14 protein-coding genes and 1 pseudogene are annotated in these 15,453 nt (G+C 66.1%); 8 read left to right on the top strand and 7 right to left on the bottom strand.

The genetic code is table 11. The features are described from left to right. Positions 1–39: 39 nt before the first annotated feature. Positions 40–807, bottom strand: coding sequence for a phytanoyl-CoA dioxygenase family protein (locus AC1DZT_RS20985; protein WP_478008731.1), 768 nt, complete (start codon positions 805–807; stop codon positions 40–42). Positions 808–960: 153 nt separating this feature from the next. On the opposite strand from AC1DZT_RS20985, the gene AC1DZT_RS20980 reads away from it, so the two are divergent. The 3 genes from AC1DZT_RS20980 (at position 961) to AC1DZT_RS20970 (ending at position 4,188) form a co-directional block, all read left to right on the top strand. Then, positions 961–1,842, top strand: a complete 882-nt coding sequence (locus tag AC1DZT_RS20980) for a LysR family transcriptional regulator (RefSeq protein ID WP_478008600.1) — start codon at positions 961–963, stop codon at positions 1,840–1,842. A 226-nt stretch (positions 1,843–2,068) separates the two neighbouring features. After that, positions 2,069–3,097, top strand: coding sequence for a LacI family DNA-binding transcriptional regulator (locus tag AC1DZT_RS20975; protein ID WP_478008599.1), 1,029 nt, complete (start codon positions 2,069–2,071; stop codon positions 3,095–3,097). Positions 3,098–3,225: 128 nt separating this feature from the next. After that, positions 3,226–4,188: a glucokinase gene (locus tag AC1DZT_RS20970; RefSeq protein ID WP_478008598.1), complete on the top strand. Its 963-nt coding sequence runs from the start codon at positions 3,226–3,228 to the stop codon at positions 4,186–4,188. A gap of 40 nt (positions 4,189–4,228) precedes the next feature. On the opposite strand, the gene AC1DZT_RS20965 is transcribed toward AC1DZT_RS20970, so the two are convergent. Then, a complete protein-coding gene (locus AC1DZT_RS20965; protein WP_478008597.1) occupies positions 4,229–4,891 on the bottom strand; it encodes an alpha/beta hydrolase in 663 nt (220 codons plus the stop codon). Next, positions 4,888–5,532, bottom strand: coding sequence for a DNA-3-methyladenine glycosylase family protein (locus AC1DZT_RS20960; protein WP_478008596.1), 645 nt, complete (start codon positions 5,530–5,532; stop codon positions 4,888–4,890). The genes AC1DZT_RS20965 and AC1DZT_RS20960 overlap by 4 nt, the downstream gene beginning before the upstream one ends. A 144-nt stretch (positions 5,533–5,676) precedes the next feature. Between AC1DZT_RS20960 and AC1DZT_RS20955 the strand changes: the two genes are divergently transcribed. From AC1DZT_RS20955 to AC1DZT_RS20945, 3 genes are read left to right on the top strand one after another with little or no spacing between them, the layout of a single operon-like run. Beyond that, positions 5,677–6,885: an MFS transporter gene (locus tag AC1DZT_RS20955; protein ID WP_478008595.1), complete on the top strand. Its 1,209-nt coding sequence runs from the start codon at positions 5,677–5,679 to the stop codon at positions 6,883–6,885. Beyond that, positions 6,882–7,526 carry a DsbA family oxidoreductase gene (locus tag AC1DZT_RS20950; protein WP_478008594.1) on the top strand — a complete coding sequence of 215 codons (645 nt, stop codon included), beginning with the start codon at positions 6,882–6,884 and terminating at the stop codon, positions 7,524–7,526. Before AC1DZT_RS20955 ends, AC1DZT_RS20950 begins: the two co-directional genes overlap by 4 nt. Before the next feature lie 7 nt (positions 7,527–7,533). After that, a complete protein-coding gene (locus AC1DZT_RS20945; RefSeq protein ID WP_478008593.1) occupies positions 7,534–8,727 on the top strand; it encodes an MFS transporter in 1,194 nt (397 codons plus the stop codon). Between the two features lie 105 nt (positions 8,728–8,832). On the opposite strand, the gene mfd is transcribed toward AC1DZT_RS20945, so the two are convergent. Both mfd and AC1DZT_RS20935 read right to left on the bottom strand, forming a co-directional pair. Next, positions 8,833–12,276, bottom strand: coding sequence for a transcription-repair coupling factor (gene mfd, locus AC1DZT_RS20940; RefSeq protein WP_478008592.1), 3,444 nt, complete (start codon positions 12,274–12,276; stop codon positions 8,833–8,835). Between the two features lie 3 nt (positions 12,277–12,279). Continuing rightward, positions 12,280–12,804, bottom strand: coding sequence for a component of SufBCD complex (locus AC1DZT_RS20935; RefSeq protein WP_478008591.1), 525 nt, complete (start codon positions 12,802–12,804; stop codon positions 12,280–12,282). Between the two features lie 84 nt (positions 12,805–12,888). Here AC1DZT_RS20935 and hemB point away from each other — a divergent pair, with 84 nt between their 5' ends. After that, entirely contained in the window at positions 12,889–13,896 is a 1,008-nt protein-coding gene (gene hemB / locus AC1DZT_RS20930; RefSeq protein ID WP_478008590.1) for a porphobilinogen synthase, read from the top strand. A 211-nt stretch (positions 13,897–14,107) separates the two neighbouring features. Further along, positions 14,108–14,677 (top strand): lipid-binding SYLF domain-containing protein, encoded by a 570-nt coding sequence (locus AC1DZT_RS20925; protein ID WP_478008589.1) that lies wholly within the window; start codon positions 14,108–14,110, stop codon positions 14,675–14,677. A gap of 119 nt (positions 14,678–14,796) precedes the next feature. Here AC1DZT_RS20925 and AC1DZT_RS20920 read toward each other — a convergent pair whose 3' ends face one another. Both AC1DZT_RS20920 and AC1DZT_RS20915 read right to left on the bottom strand, forming a co-directional pair. After that, positions 14,797–15,150, bottom strand: coding sequence for a hypothetical protein (locus AC1DZT_RS20920; RefSeq protein WP_478008588.1), 354 nt, complete (start codon positions 15,148–15,150; stop codon positions 14,797–14,799). A gap of 69 nt (positions 15,151–15,219) precedes the next feature. Further along, a pseudogene (locus tag AC1DZT_RS20915) lies at positions 15,220–15,453 on the bottom strand (IS110-like element ISHne4 family transposase); the annotation flags it as partial.

Raw genomic sequence — 15,453 nt, 5'->3', positions numbered from 1 at the left:
GGGTGTGAAACCCCCCGCTCCTTCCGGTGGACGTGACCCCTAGCCCCGCAGAACCGGGAACCAATCCTCGCGCAGGCGCTGACCCGGCTGCATGTCATGGCCCGGATAGGGCGGCGAGGTGCGGCCGGGGCGTTCGACGTAGCGGGCATCCTCGCCCACCAGCCGCAGCGAGAAGGCGCGGCGGCGGGTCTTGGCCTCGTTGCCACGCGCACCATGCAGGGTGCGGTAGTCGAAGGCCACCGCATCGCCCGGCTCCATCTGCCATTCGCGCACCTCCATCCCTTCGGCATCGGGGTCGGGGACGGGCATGTATTTCTCGGGGTCGGGGTAGAAGGACGTGTCCGACAGCCAGCGCTTGGGCAGCACCTCCTTCGGCCAGTGGTGCGAGCCTGCGACACAGCGCAAGGACGCCTCGCGCACCGGGTCGAGCGGCGACCAGAAGCTGATCGTCTGCTTTCCATCCACGAAGTAATAGGGCCCGTCCTGGTGCCAGGGCGTCGGCTTCGCGGTGCCGGGTTCCTTGACCAGCACATGGTCATGGAACATCTGCACCCGTTCGGATCTCATCAGGCGGGAGGCGACTTCGGCCACGTCGGACTGGCGGATCACCCGCTCGAACTCGGGGATGCGCTGCCAATTGCAGTAGTCGTCGAAGAAGCGCCCCGCCTCGCCGGGTTTGAGGTTTTCGGCGGCATAGGGGCCGGGCTCGGCCATGTTGCGGGCGATGCCGGCGCGCAGATCCTCCACCCAATCGGCCCAGAGGCCCTTGATCAGCACGACGCCGTCGCGCTGGAAATCCTCGACCATCCGGTCGGTCACGAGGGTCTTGGACACGGGGCTTGTCGTGGCTGCGGTCATTGCGGTCGGGGGCATGGCATCTCTCCTGTTGCGCTGGACCTCAGCTTTGCCCTGTGCCAGACATTCATTCAAATAATACCTTTCAATGAAGGTCATAACCCCATGCTATCCCTTACCCTGCGCCAACTGGAATATGCCGTGGCGATCCGGCGCCATGGCGGGCTGACCCAGGCCGCCGAGGCGCTGCATGTCAGCCAGCCCGCCCTGTCGGTGGCGCTGGCGCAGCTGGAGCAGCTTCTGGGCCAGAGCCTCTTCCTGCGCCGTCCGGGCGGACCGATGCTGCCCACCGGGTTCGGCACCCTTTGGCTGCAGGCGGCCGAGGCGCATCTGGCGGGGCTTGGCGCGCTGATGACGGGCCAGCATCGCGCGCCCCTGCGGCTGGCGGTCTATGAGGATCTGGCGCCGACGCTGCTGGCCCCGCTGATCGCCGAGGCGGGGGCGCGGGGGCTGGCGCTGCAGACCCGCCCGATGGGCTTTGCCGCGATTGCCGAGGCGCTGAAGGCCGGTCAGGTCGATGCGGCGCTGTCCTGGGGGCTGGGCCTGCCCGCGGGACTGCAGGTCCAGGTGCTGGCGCGGATCGGCCCGCAGGCGGTGCTGGCGGCCGATCATCCGCTGGCGGGATACGAGAGCCTGTCGCTGCAGGATCTGGCCGACCAGCCGCTGGTCCTGACCGATCAGGACCTGTCGATCGCCCATCTGCAAGCGCTGTTCCACCAGGCGGGCGTGCCCTGCCAGATCGCCCATCGCTGTGCGACGCTGGACCTGATGCGCAGCTTTGCCGCCAATGGGCTGGGCCTGGGCCTGTCCTATACCCAGCCCGCGCCGCGCCTGTCGCATGACGGCAAGGCCTTCGTGCTGCGCCCGATCCATGACGCCGGAACCGAGCCCGTGGTCATCGCCACCCCCAAGGACGCCCCGCCGCCCGAGGCGCTGGGCCAGATCGCCCTTCTCCTGGCCGCGCTGTTGCAGCCCGCATCCGCCTGAGGCCCAAAGCGGTTTGACAGCACCCGGCCGCGGCCTCAAAACGCTTTGTGCGGCGGGGCGGCGGCGAAATTGGCGGAAAAGGCCGCGTTAAATCGTGCAAAAGCCCAAGTTCACGCTTTGACCCCGGCGCTTTCCCGGCTAACCTCGCCCCGACTGCGGCAGAATCCCCGCGAAAACCCCATCAAAAGCCGTTTTGGCCCGAAAGCCGCTCAGGACAAACCTCCGGATGAACCTCAAGGAACTCGCCACCAAACTGGGCCTGTCGCCCACCACGGTCAGCCGGGCCCTGAACGGCTATCCCGAGGTGAACGAGGCCACGCGCGAGCGGGTGATCGCCGCCGCCCGGCGCCACAACTACCGCCCCAATGCCCGCGCCATCCGGCTGGCGACGGGCCGCGCGCTGGCGGTCGGCCATGTCATCCCGGTCTATACCCATAACGAGATCATGAACCCGATCTTCGGCGATTTCATCTCCGGCTCGGGCGAGGTCTATTCGCGCAATGGCTACGAGATGATCCTCTCGGTCGTCCCCGATGATCTGGAGGAGCAGACCTACCGCGACCTCGCCTCGCGCGGGACGGTGGATGGGGTGATCGTCCATGCGCCCAAGACCAATGACGCCCGCATCCGCACCCTGCAGGAACTGGACCTGCCCTTCGTGGTGCATGGCCGCTCCACCGGGGCGGATGTCGATTACAACTGGGTCGATGTGAACAACCGCCGCGCCTTTCTGCGCGCGACCGAGTTTCTGCTGGACCTTGGCCATCGGCGGATCGCCCTGGTCAACGGGCTGGAGTCGATGGATTTCGCGGTGCGCCGCAAGCTTGGCTTCACCGATGCGCTGCAGGCCCGCGGGCTGGAGCCGGAGGCGCGCTTCATCACCTCCTCCGAGATGACCGAGATCAACGGCTGGCGTGCCGCCGAGGCCGCGCTGGGCCAGGAGGCGCCGGCGACGGCCTTCCTCTGCGCCTCGATGCTGCAGGGCATGGGGGTGCGACGGGCGATCGAGGGGCGCGGGTTGAAGATGGGGCGCGATGCCTCGGTGATCATTTTCGACGACGATCTGAGCTATCTGCGCAATGGCGAGGATGTGCCGATCTTCACCGCCACGAGGTCCTCGGTCAAGGAGGCCGGCAAGCTCGCCGCCGAGATGCTGCTTGCGGTGATCAACCAGCCGGAAAGCCCGGCCCAGCACCGCCTGCTGGAGGCGGAGCTGATCCTCGGCCAATCGACCGGCCCTGCCCCGGCTGCATGATGCGCAACCGGTTTTCCCGCATTTCGCCCTTGTCTTGGCCGCCCGCCTCCCGCAGAAGCGCGGCCCTGAAGGATCTGGCCGCCCCCCACCGACTTCTCCACCGCGGCCCCAAGGATTGAGGTAACCCCATGACAGCCATCCTCGCCGATATCGGCGGCACCAACACCCGCGTGGCCCTGGCCGATGGCAAGGTGGTGCGGCCGAACTCGATCGCGAAATTCGCCAATGCGGATTTCCCGAGCCTGGAGCCGATCCTGCAACGCTATCTGGCCGAGGCCGGCATCGCCGGGGTCGAGGGCGCCTGCGTGGCCGCCGCAGGCCCGGTGCGGCATGGCGTGGCCGAGATGACGAACCTGTCCTGGGTGATCGACCACGCGCTGCTGACGCGGGCCACCGGGGCGACCAAGGTGGCGATCCTGAACGATCTGCAGGCGCAGGGTCAGGCCTTGGGCCATATCGCGCCCGAGTTTCTGCGCCCGATCGTGGAGGGCAATGCGGTGCCCAATGCCTCGATGCTGGTGGTGGGGCTTGGCACCGGGGTCAATGCCGCCCCGGTCCACAACACGCCCTGGGGCCGCGTCGTGCCGCCCTCGGAATGTGGCCATGTCTCGATGCCGATCCGCGATGCGCGCGATCTGGCCCTGGCGCAGTTCATCGAGACCCATGGCGACCATGCCCATGGCTTTGCCGGGGTCGAGGATGCGCTTGCCGGGCGGGGTCTGGAGCATGTCTATGCTTTCGTCGCCGATGAGGCGGGGGCGCCGGTGGTCAAATCCTCGGCCGAAATCATGGCCGACCTGCACGCCGGGGAGCATCTGGCGACCAAGGCGGCCGAGCTTTACGTCCATATCCTCGGCTCGACCCTCGGCAACCTTGCCCTGACCCACCTGCCCTATGGCGGGATCTTCCTGATCGGCGGCATGTCGCGGGCGCTGACGCCCTATATGGGCCCGATGGGCCTTGCCGCATCGCTGACCGACAAGGGCCGTTTCCACGACTTCCTGTCGACCTTCCCGGTCTGGGTCGTCGAAGACGACTACGCCGCCCTCACCGGCTGCGCCGCCTACCTGGCGAACGGCGGCCAGGGCTAAGGCATCGGGGGCCCGGGGGTGGAAAACCCCCGGCCTTCCCTCACTTCGGCAAAGTCCTGTTGAGGAAAGCCAGCGCATTCACCAGCCCATCCTCCGCAATCCCGTGCCCGGTGCCTTCCATGACATGGCCAAAGGTCTCGAACCCCGCGCCGACCAGGGCATTGCAGGCCACGGTCATCTCGCTGAACTCCACCACCTGATCCTCGTCGCCATGCATGACCAGCACCGGCGGGCGCACCAGCGCCTCGGTCTTGAGCCTTTCGGGGAACATGAGCTTGCCCGAGATCGAGATCACCGCCGCCATGGCCTGGGCGCGGCGCGGCGCGACATGCAGGCTCATCATCGCCCCCTGCGAAAAGCCGACGAGGGCCAGCGCCTGCGGCGTCAGCTTCTCATAGGCCAGACGCTGGTCGATGAAATCGTTGAGGTCCGCGGTGGAGCGGTTGAGCCCCGCCTCGGCCTCTTCGGGCGAGGTGCCGTCAAAGCGCGGGATGCCGAACCATTGAAAGCCGAAGGGCGCGCCGGGGATGCGTTCGGGGGCATCGGGGGCGACGAAGGCGGTGTCGGGCAGATGCGGGGCCAGAACATCGGCCAGACCCAGCAGGTCCGCGCCATTGGCGCCATAGCCATGCACAAAGATCACCAGGCTCTTGGCCTGACCAGAACGGGCGGCTTTACGGCCGAATCGAAGAAGTCGTGTCACCGGATACCCTCACGCGATTTTGCCTGTGCGTAGTAGGCCCAGAGCGCGCGGGCTGCAACCGCGCGCCACGGGCTCCAGCTTTCGGCAAGCTCGGACAGGGCCTTGGGCGCCGGGCGGACCTCCAGCCCATAGGCGAGCCGGGCCGCCTCTTGCAGGGCAAGGTCGCCGGGGGCGAAGACATCGGCGCGGCCGAGGGCGAACATGGTATAGACCTCGGCCGTCCAGCGCCCGATGCCGGGGATGGCGGTCAGGGTCGCCATGACCTCGGCATCCGGGGCATGGCGCAGCGCGTCATAGTCGATCCCGGCCTGGGCGAGGCAAAGGGCATAGCGCGCCTTCTGCCGGCTGAGGCCGAGGGCGCGCAATTGCGCCTCGGACGCCAGGGCCACGCTCGCGGCCTCGACCATCCCCGCCGCCTCCATCTTCGCCCAAAGCGCGCGCGCCGAGGCGGTGGAGACCTGCTGCCCAAGGATCGCATCCAGAAGCGTGCCGAAGCCATCCGGCCGCAGGCGCAGCGGCAGCGGCCCGGCATGTGCCAGAATCCGTGCCATCACCGGATCGCGCTGGGCAAGCCATTCCGCCCCCTCGGCCAGACACTCCGGCCCGATGATCACCCGTCCAAGACCCGAGACCTCTGTCATATGTGCCCTTTTAATCAGCGGTATTGTGCGCGGATGCCGAGGTTTCGCCCTTGCCCCCGACAGGTTGGTTGCCTAGGCATAGGCCCCATGGAAAACACCTCTGACATGGCCAAGGCCACCCGTCCAGTTTCTGGAGGGCCAGACATGGGCTTGCCCGATCGCGACCGCGCGGCCAAGCGCAATGTGCTGGTGCTGGTGGCGGCGCAGGCGATCCTCGGCGCGCAATTGCCGATGATCTTCACCGTGGCGGGGCTGGCGGGCAAGCAGCTGGCGCCGAATGTGTGCCTGGCCACGTTGCCGATCACCTTCATGGTGGTGGGCTCGATGCTGTCGGCCAATCCGATGTCGGCCCTGATGGCGCGCTTCGGGCGGCGGGCGGGCTTCGTGCTGGGCACCTGCGGCGGGGCGGCGGGCGGCGCGGTGGCGGCCTATGCGCTGTCGATTTCCTCCTTCGTTCTGTTCCTGTTCGGGGCTTTCCTGACCGGGATCTACCAGTCGAGCCAGGGTTTCTTCCGCTTTGCCGCCGCCGACACCGCGTCAGAGGCCTTCCGGCCCAAGGCGATCTCCTGGGTCATGGCGGGCGGGCTTCTGTCGGCGGTGCTCGGGCCGGAGCTGGTCAAACTTACAGCGCAAGGTTTCGCGGTGCCCTTCCTTGGCACCTATATGGCGGTGATCGGCCTCAACGCTCTGGGCGTGTTCCTGTTTGCCTTCCTCAAGATCCCCAAACCCCCGGCGCGCAAGGGTGCTTCGGGCGGGCGGAGCCGGATGGAACTTCTGCGCAGCCCGCGCATCCTCGTCGCGGTGATCGTGGCCACGGTGTCTTACGCGCTGATGAACCTGGTGATGACCTCCTCCCCGCTTGCGGTGGTCGGCTGCGGCTATCACACCTCGGATGCGGCCAATGTGGTCACCGCCCATGTGCTGGCGATGTTCGTGCCAAGCTTCTTCACCGGCAACCTGATCGCCCGCTTCGGGGTGGAGAAGATCATGGCGACGGGGCTTCTGATCCTCGCCGGTGCCGGGGTGGTCGCGATGTCGGGGGTGGAGCTTGAACATTTCTTCGGCGCGCTGATGCTTCTGGGCCTCGGCTGGAACTTCGGCTTCATCGGTGCGACCACCATGCTCACTTCCTCCCATACCGCGGAAGAACGCGGCCGGATGCAGGGGTTGAACGACTTTCTGGTTTTCGGCGGGGTGACCCTCGCCAGCCTGTCCTCGGGCGGGTTGATGAATTGTTCGGGCGGTTCGCCGCAGGCGGGATGGCAGGCGGTCAACATGGCCATGCTGCCCTTCCTCGCCCTCGCGGGAGGCGCCCTGATCTGGTTGGCCTTCCGGCCCAAGGAGACGGCATGATCAAGCTTGATATCTTTTCCGACCCGGTCTGCCCCTGGTGCTATCTGGGCAAGGCCAACCTCGAGCGGGCGCTGGAATCCCATCCCGACCACGCTTTCGAGATCGAGTGGCACCCGTTCCAGCTGAACCCCGAGATGCCCGCCGCAGGCGTGCCGAAGCGCGAGTTTCTGAGCAGCCGCTTCGGTGGCACCGAAAAGCTGAACCAGATCCACCAGCATTTCAAGGACATGGCCGCCAAGGCCGGGGTCGCGATGGACCCCGACAAGCCGCCGCGCATCCCCAACACGCTGAACGCCCACCGGATGATCCACTGGGCCGGTCTTGAGGGCCGCCAAAGCCTGATGGTCGCCGCCCTGATGCGGGCCTATTGGGTCGAGGGGCGCGACATCGGCGACCTCGAGGTTCTGGCCGATCTGGGCGCCGAAGCCGGGATGGAGCGCGCCGTGGTGGCCCGCCTTCTCGCCTCGGAGGCCGATATCGACCTCATCAAGGCGCGCGAGGCCCATTCGCGCGAACGCGGCGTCAATGCCGTGCCGACCTTCCTGATTGCCAACCAATATGTCCTGTCGGGCGCGCAACCGCCCGAGATGTGGGGTCAAGTGATCGACGAACTGGCCCGGATGGCCAAAGAAAGCAGCTGAGCCGCCCATGCCCAAACATCTGTCGCAGCGCGAATTCGTGGCCATGATGGCGATGCTCTTCGCCTCTGTCTCGCTGGCCATCGATTCCATGCTGCCGGCCCTGCCGCAGATCGCCGAGACCCTGTCGCCGGCCAATCCCAACCTCGCCCAGCTGGTGGTGACGAGCTTCGTGATGGGCATGGGGCTCGGCACGCTGATCTCGGGCCCGGTCTCGGACGCATTCGGGCGCAAGCCGGTGCTGGTGGCCTTCGGGGCGATCTACATTGGTGCCGCGTTCCTCTGCTATGCCGCCCCGACGCTGGAAACCCTGCTCTTTGCCCGCCTGCTGATGGGCCTTGGCGCCGCCGGGCCGCGCGCCGTGGGCATGGCTTTGGTGCGCGACCTCTTCAAGGGGCGCGAGATGGCGCGGATCGTCTCTTTCGTGATGATGGTCTTCACCCTGGTCCCGGCCGTGGCCCCGCTGGTCGGGCGTGGCGTGACGCTGGTCGCGGGCTGGCGGGATATCTTCCTCGTCTGCATGGTGTTTTCGCTGGCGGTCAACAGCTGGCTGGTGCTGCGCCAGGACGAGACCCTGCCGAAAGCGGCGCGCAGGCCTCTGCAGCTTGGCCTCCTCTGGGCCTCGGCCCGGGAGCTCGCCCGGACGCGGATCGCGCTGATCGCCACCGCCTGCCAGACCCTGACGCTGGCCTGCCTGTTTTCGATGTTGTCGTCGATCCAGGGCATCTTCGAGCAATATTTCGACCGTGGCGCCGGTTTCCCCCTGTGGTTCACCGTGATCGCCCTTTGCGCGATGAGCGGGTCTTTCCTCAACTCCCGCGTCGTGGTGCGGCTGGGGATGCGGCGAGTGCTGGTCGCGACCTATGTGGCGCAGGTCACCATGACGCTGGTGGTGCTGGCCGGGTTCGCCAGCGGCATCGTGGCGCCGGTGGCCTTTCCGGTCTTCATGCTCTGGGGCATCGGGATCTTTGCGATGATGGGGCTGACCATGGGCAACCTCAACGCGCTGGCGATGGAGGATCTCGGCCATATGGCGGGCTTCGCCTCTTCGCTGATCACCGCGATTTCGACCGTAGGTTCGGTCCTGCTGGCGGTGCCGGTGGGCCAGGCCTTCAACGGCACGCCGCTGCCCTTGCAGGTCGGGGTCCTCGGCTTTTCCACCCTGTCGCTGGTCCTGATCCTGCTGGTGACCCGCAAGGGGTGAGGCGGTCAGGGGCGCTGCCCCTCGCCTGCGGCTCACCCCGGAGTATTTCAAAAGGAGCAAATGGGGGGTGCGGGGGGTTGCCTCGCACCCCCAGGCTTTCTTGGCTCAGGTCTTCTTGGGGCGGACGACCTTTTCGGCGAGGTCGCGTGCGATGGCGAAGGCGGATTTGATCCGGTCGCTTTCGGCCTTCATCTCGCCCATCAGCACGATCTTGTTGCCCTGGATGCGGGCGGCGGGGCCCTGGTCCTTGACGAATTCGACCAGACCCGCCGGATTGTCGAACTTGTCATTGTGGAACTGGATATTGGCGCCTTTCGGGCCGACATCCAGCCGCGAGATCCCGGCCTTCTTGCAGAGCGCCTTGATGCGGACGATGACCATGAGCGTGTTGACCTCTTTCGGCAAGGGGCCGAAACGGTCGATCAGCTCGGCGGCGAAGCCTTCCAGCTCGACCTTGGTCGCAAGGCTGGACAGGCGGCGGTAGAGGCCAAGGCGCACGTCGAGGTCGGGGATATAATCCTCCGGGATCATCACCGGCACGCCGAGGTTGATCTGCGGCGACCATGAGTCATCGAGCTTGGACAGGCCCTGCAACTCGCCCGATTTGATCTTGGCGATCGTCTCTTCCAGCATCTGCTGGTAAAGCTCGTAGCCGACTTCCTTGACATGGCCCGACTGTTCCTCGCCCAGAAGGTTCCCCGCGCCGCGCAGGTCGAGGTCGTGGGAGGCGAGGTTGAAGCCCGCGCCGAGGTTGTCGAGGCTGCCCAGAAGCCGCAGCCGCTTGGTCGCCTGCGGGGTAAGGGGCGCGCGGGGCTTGGTGGTCAGATACGCATAGGCGCGGGTCTTGGAACGCCCGACCCGGCCGCGGATCTGGTAAAGCTGGCTCAGGCCGAACATGTCGGCGCGGTGGACGATCATCGTGTTGGCGGTCGGGATGTCGAGGCCGGATTCCACGATGGTCGTGGCCAGAAGCACGTCATATTTGCCGTCGTAGAACTGGTTCATCCGGTCATCCAGCTCACCCGCCGCAAGCTGGCCATGGGCGATGACATAGGTGACTTCCGGCACATGGGTCTTCAGGAAATCCTCGATCTCGTGCAGGTCGCTGATGCGGGGGACGACGTAGAAGCTTTGCCCGCCGCGATAATGTTCGCGGAGCAGCGCCTCGCGGATGGTGATCGTGTCGAACTCGGACACATAGGTGCGGATCGACAGGCGGTCGACCGGCGGGGTCGCGATGATGCTGAGGTCGCGCACCCCGGTCAGCGACAGCTGCAGCGTGCGCGGGATCGGCGTGGCGGTCAGGGTCAGGACGTGGACCTCGGATCGCATCTCCTTCAGCCGTTCCTTGTGGCCGACGCCGAAGTGCTGTTCCTCGTCGATCACCATCAGGCCGAGGTTCTTGAAGCTGACGCCCTTGGCCAGCAGCGCATGGGTGCCCACGACGATATCGACCGAACCATCGGCCAGACCCGCCCGCGTCGCATTGGCCTCCTTCGTGCCAACAAAGCGCGACAAGGGCTTGACGGAGATGTTGAATCCGCGGAACCGCTCGGCAAAGCTGCGGTAGTGCTGGCGGGCGAGAAGCGTGGTCGGGCAGATCACCGCGACCTGCTGACCGGACAGGGCTGCGACAAAGGCGGCGCGGATGGCGACCTCGGTCTTGCCAAAGCCCACGTCGCCGACGATGAGCCGGTCCATCGGCGAGCCCTTTTCAAGGTCCGCCACGACATCGGCAATGGCGGCAAGCTGGTCGTCGGTCTCCTGATAGGGGAAGCGGGCGGCGAAGGCCTCCCAGATGCTGTGCGGCGCCTCCAGGATCGGCGCATGGCGCAGGGCGCGCTCGGCGGCGACCCGCATCAGACGGTCGGCAATCTCGCGGATGCGTTCCTTGAGCTTGGCCTTCTTGGCCTGCCAGGCGCCACCGCCAAGCCGGTCGAGCAGACCCTCCTCGTGGCCATAGCGGCTGAGGAGTTCGATATTCTCGACGGGCAAATAAAGTTTCGCGTTTTCAGCATATTCCAGGGCGACGCAGGCATGCGGCGCGCCCAAGGCGGTGATGGTCTCCAGCCCGAGATAGCGGCCCACGCCATGTTCGACATGGACCACCAGATCGCCGGGGGTCAGCGTATCGACCTCGCGCAGGAAGTTGTCGGCCTTGCGCTTCTTGCGCACCTTGCCGACCATCCGTTCGCCCAGCACATCCTGTTCCGAGATCACGGTCAGCCCCGGCGCGGTGAACCCGGCCTCAAGCCCCCAGATCACCAGAAACAGCTTGCCCGAGCCTTCGGGAACCTCGCGGAAGTCCTTGATCTCATGGACCGCCTTGATCTTTTCGTCTTCCAGAAGGCCCTTCAGCCGCTCGCGCGCGCCTTCGGAATAGGAGGCGATCACCACCTGGGTATCTTTGAGTGACTTGCGAATATGATCCGCCAAGGCCCCGAAAAGGCTGACGTTTTCCTGCTGACGCTCCGGCGCGAAACTGCGGCCGATGCGCCCGCCCGCATCCAGCACGCCAGGCCCCGGCGCCTGCGACAGGGGCGAGAGCTGCACCATCCGGTGGTCGATCAGAACCGCCTCCCAGGCGGCATCATCAAGGTAGAGAAGCCCCGGCGCCACCGGCTTGTAGACCGTATCCAGCCGGCCCTTGGCGCTCATCGCCTCGTGGCGGCTGTCGTATTGATCCTCGATCCCCTCCCAGCGCGACAGGCGGGCGGCGGTGATCTGGTCGTCGAGCAGGACGCTCGCCTTGGGCAGATAGTCGAAGATCGTCTCCAGCCGCTCGTGGAAGAAGGGCAGCCAGTGTTCCATGCCCTGATGCTTGCGCCCGGCGCTGACCGCTTCGTAGAGCGGGTCATCCGAGCCGCCGGCGCCGAACTCCACCCGGTAGTTCTGGCGAAAGCGGGCGATGGCGGCCTCGTCCAGCAGCACCTCGGACATCGGCGCAAATTCGACCGAGGTCAGCTTTTGCGTGGTCCGCTGTGTGACCGGGTCAAAGCGGCGGATGCCGTCGAGCTGGTCGCCGAAGAAGTCGAGCCGCACCGGGCCGCCGCCGCCGGGCGGGAAGATATCGACGATGCCGCCGCGCAGGGCATAATCCCCCGGCTCGGCCACGGTGGAGACGGGCGAAAAGCCCATATTGGCCAGAAACCGCTTCAGCCGCGTCTCATCGACCCGGTCACCGACCTTAGCGGCGAAACTCGCCGTCTCCAGCACGGCACGGGCCGGAATGCGCTGGGTCGCCGCAGCCATCGTGGTCAGCACGACGAAAGCCCCACCCAGCCCCGAGGCCAGGGCCGCCAAAGTCGACATCCGCCGCGCCCCGATCTCCGGATTGGGCGAGACGCGGTCATAGGGCAGGCAATCCCAGGCGGGAAATTCCAGCACCACGGTCCCCGGCGCCAGAACCGAAAGGGCCACCTTCATCGCCTCCATCCGCCGGTCGTCGCGGGCGACATGGATGACCGGCTGGCCGCGGGTCAGCTCTTTGGCCAGAAGGCGGGCGTCATAGCCCTCGGGCGCGCCGCCCAGCAGGATGCGGTCTGCCATGGTCTACCAGGGGATCATGTTCTGAAGGTTGAAATACATGCCGTAAAGCGCCGTCACGAAGATCGAGACCATGCCCAGCACCTGCACCGAGAAGCGGTGCCAGAAAAGCCGGCGGTGCAGGGCCTCGCCCTGCCCCTCGCCCGCCTCGATCTTCAAGGACGCGGCCAGCGACAGATAGCCCAAAACACAGAGCGGCACGAAGAGGAACAGCACGGCCTGACCGAATTCCCAGTGATAGACGAAACCGCTCAGGACCAGAACGGTGGCGATGAAGCAGATCACCCCCACCATCCAGGGCCCGCGCTGGCGCGAGTAATGCAGCATCCGCGCGGTGTTGATCCGGGCCAGGACCTCCAGATCCTCCTGCGCCTGACCGCCCTCGCGCTTTGCCCGCCAGACCATGTCATGCGGAATGCCCAGGACCCAATGGCTGGCCGATGACCAGATGACCGCCAGGGCGATCCAATACCACAGGTTTGAAAAAGAGCGGAGGTCGAGCAGCGCGACCAGCATCTTGTACCAGGTCAAAACAGGTTCCTTCTCAGCCCTTGAGCCTTGCTTCATTCCATGTCAGGCAAGGGGGAAAGCTGCAAGCCGTTTTCCGAGGCCACCATGCGTCCGATCTCCGCCCCCTACCCGTCCTTCCGCTTTCGCCGGCTGCGGTCCTCGGCCCCGCTCAGGGCGCTGGCGCAAGAGAACACCCTCTCGGTGAACGACCTGATCTGGCCGGTCTTCATCTGCGACGGCGCCGCGGTGACCCAGCAGATCGCCTCGATGCCCGGCGTGGTGCGCCGCTCGGTCGATCTGGTGGTGGAGGCGGCGGCAGAGGCGGCAGCGCTTGGCATCCCCGCCATCTGCCTCTTTCCCTATACGCGGCCCGAGGCCAAGAGCGAAGGCTGCGAAGAGGCCTGGAACCCCGACAACCTGACCAACCGCGCGATCCGCGCCATCAAGAAGGCGGTGCCCGGCATCGCGGTGATGACGGATGTGGCCCTCGACCCCTATAACATCAACGGCCATGACGGGCTGGTGAAGGACGGGGTGATCCTGAACGACGAGACGGTGGAATGCCTGGTCAGGATGGCCCTGGCCCAGGCCGAAAGCGGCGCCGACATCATCGGGCCCTCGGACATGATGGATGGCAGGATCGGCGCGATCCGGCAGGCGCTGGAGGCGGGCGGTCACACCAATGTGACGATCATGTCCTATGCCGCCAAATATGCCTCGGCCTTCTATGGCCCGTTCCGCGATGCGGTGGGTGCCACTTCGGCGCTCAAGGGCGACAAGAAGACCTATCAGATGAACCCCGCCAATGGCGACGAGGCGCTGCGCCTGGTCGAACGCGATCTGGCCGAGGGTGCCGACATGGTGATGGTCAAGCCCGGCATGCCCTATCTCGACATCTGCCGGCGGGTGAAGGACAGCTTTGGCGCGCCGACCTATGCCTATCAGGTCTCGGGCGAATATGCGATGATCAAGGGCGCCGCGCTCAACGGCTGGATCGACGGCGAGAAGGCGATGCTGGAAAGCCTGATGGCCTTCCGCCGCGCCGGTTGCGACGGCGTGCTGACCTATTTCGCCCCCGAGGCCGCCAAACTGATCCGCGCCGGCAAGGCCTGAGCCGAGCACGCGCCCCGGCCCTTCATCGGTCCTGCAAATATCCCCGCCGGAGGCTCCCGCCCTCTGCCCCATCGGCGGCGCTTCGCCTCTGCGCGGCCCCGCGCTTGGCGAAGGGCAGCCGGCCTGTTATCATCGCGCCAAGGGCCAAAGAGCCTGAACCAGGCCCATGGGGCAGTGAGAGGCAAAAATGACAGTGAACTCCAAAGGACTGATGTCCCGGCGCAATTTCGTGGTGCTGGGCACGGCGGTGGCTGCGACATCCACGCTGGCGGCTTGCGATGGGGCCATTCTGGGCAATGGCGTCAACTCCAATGCCGCCCAGAAGATCGACGCACGGGTCGATGCGACGCGCGACTACCTCTTCTCGCGCTATCCGGGCACCCAGGACATGGCGCGCAACGCCAAGGGCGTGCTCTACATGCCGCTGGTGACCGAGGTCGGCTTCGGCTTCGGCGGCTCTTACGGGCGGGGCGCGCTCAGGATCAACAATGTGACGGTGGATTACTATTCGGCCACCTCCGCCTCCTTCGGCATCCAGATCGGCGCCCAGCAATATGCCCATGCGATCTTCTTCTTGACCTCCGACGCGCTGCAGGCCTTCCGCACCTCGAGCGGCTGGGCCGCCGGGGCCGGGGTCGAATATGCCACCCCCGACCAGGGCGCGAGCATCGGCAAGGACACGACCGAGCTTGACCCGGTGGTGGCCCTGATCTTCGGCCAGCAAGGCCTGATCGCCGGCGCCACGCTGGAAGGCGTCAAATACAGCCGGATCATCCCGTAAGGTCAGCAAGCAGGATGGGCGATCCGCCCATCTTGCCTCCCGCAAGCCCCGAAGATGGGCAAATTGCCCATCCTACCTCCAGCAAACGGAAGGCCTGGCTGAACGCGCAGGCCCTGTCTCTATCCACCAACCGTCCGGCATTGTCTGCGGTCTGGATCGGGCACCAGCGCATCGAAGTAATTCCGTCGCTCCAAATGCTGAACGGCCTGCAGGATCAGGTCCAAGGTCACGTCCTTGACCATGACGATCCTCGGATCGGCGAAGCAGACCGGATCATGGGCCAGGGAACTCTCCGCCTCCTGCGTGACGCGGCTGGGGACATGGAAGCCCATGGCAAATCGTCGGCCATCGGCCAGTTCCACGGTCACATGGTCCAGCAGACCTCTCGTCCTGGCCTCTTCCTCGCCGGCGGCGTCAAAGTCATCCGGAAGCCAGAGTGTGGGAAAGCCGCCCGAGGGCTTGTGTCGTTTCACGGGGCGCTCCGGTCGCGGGACATCGCCTCGGTGGCGCCTGACCAGCCACCGGTAGGTAGCAACTGTCTTTCAGGCTTTGGTTTGGGCGTAGTCTTTGCCTGTTTTGACCATTGCGTTGAGAATTGTCAGGAGTTTTCTTGCGCAGGCGATGATTGCGACCTTTGTCGGTTTTCCGGCAGCGGCGAGTCTTGCTCTGAAGGCCTTGATGTTCGGATCGTGGCGCGAGGCGATGAAGCCGGCCAGGTAGAGGCTGCGTCTGATGGCGGGTCGCCCGCCCCAGATGTGGCGCCTTCCGCGCAGGGT

It is taken from the genome of Rhodobacter sp. P1_C2 (genome assembly GCF_056406375.1).
This window is presented reverse-complemented; position numbering and strand designations above follow the sequence as displayed.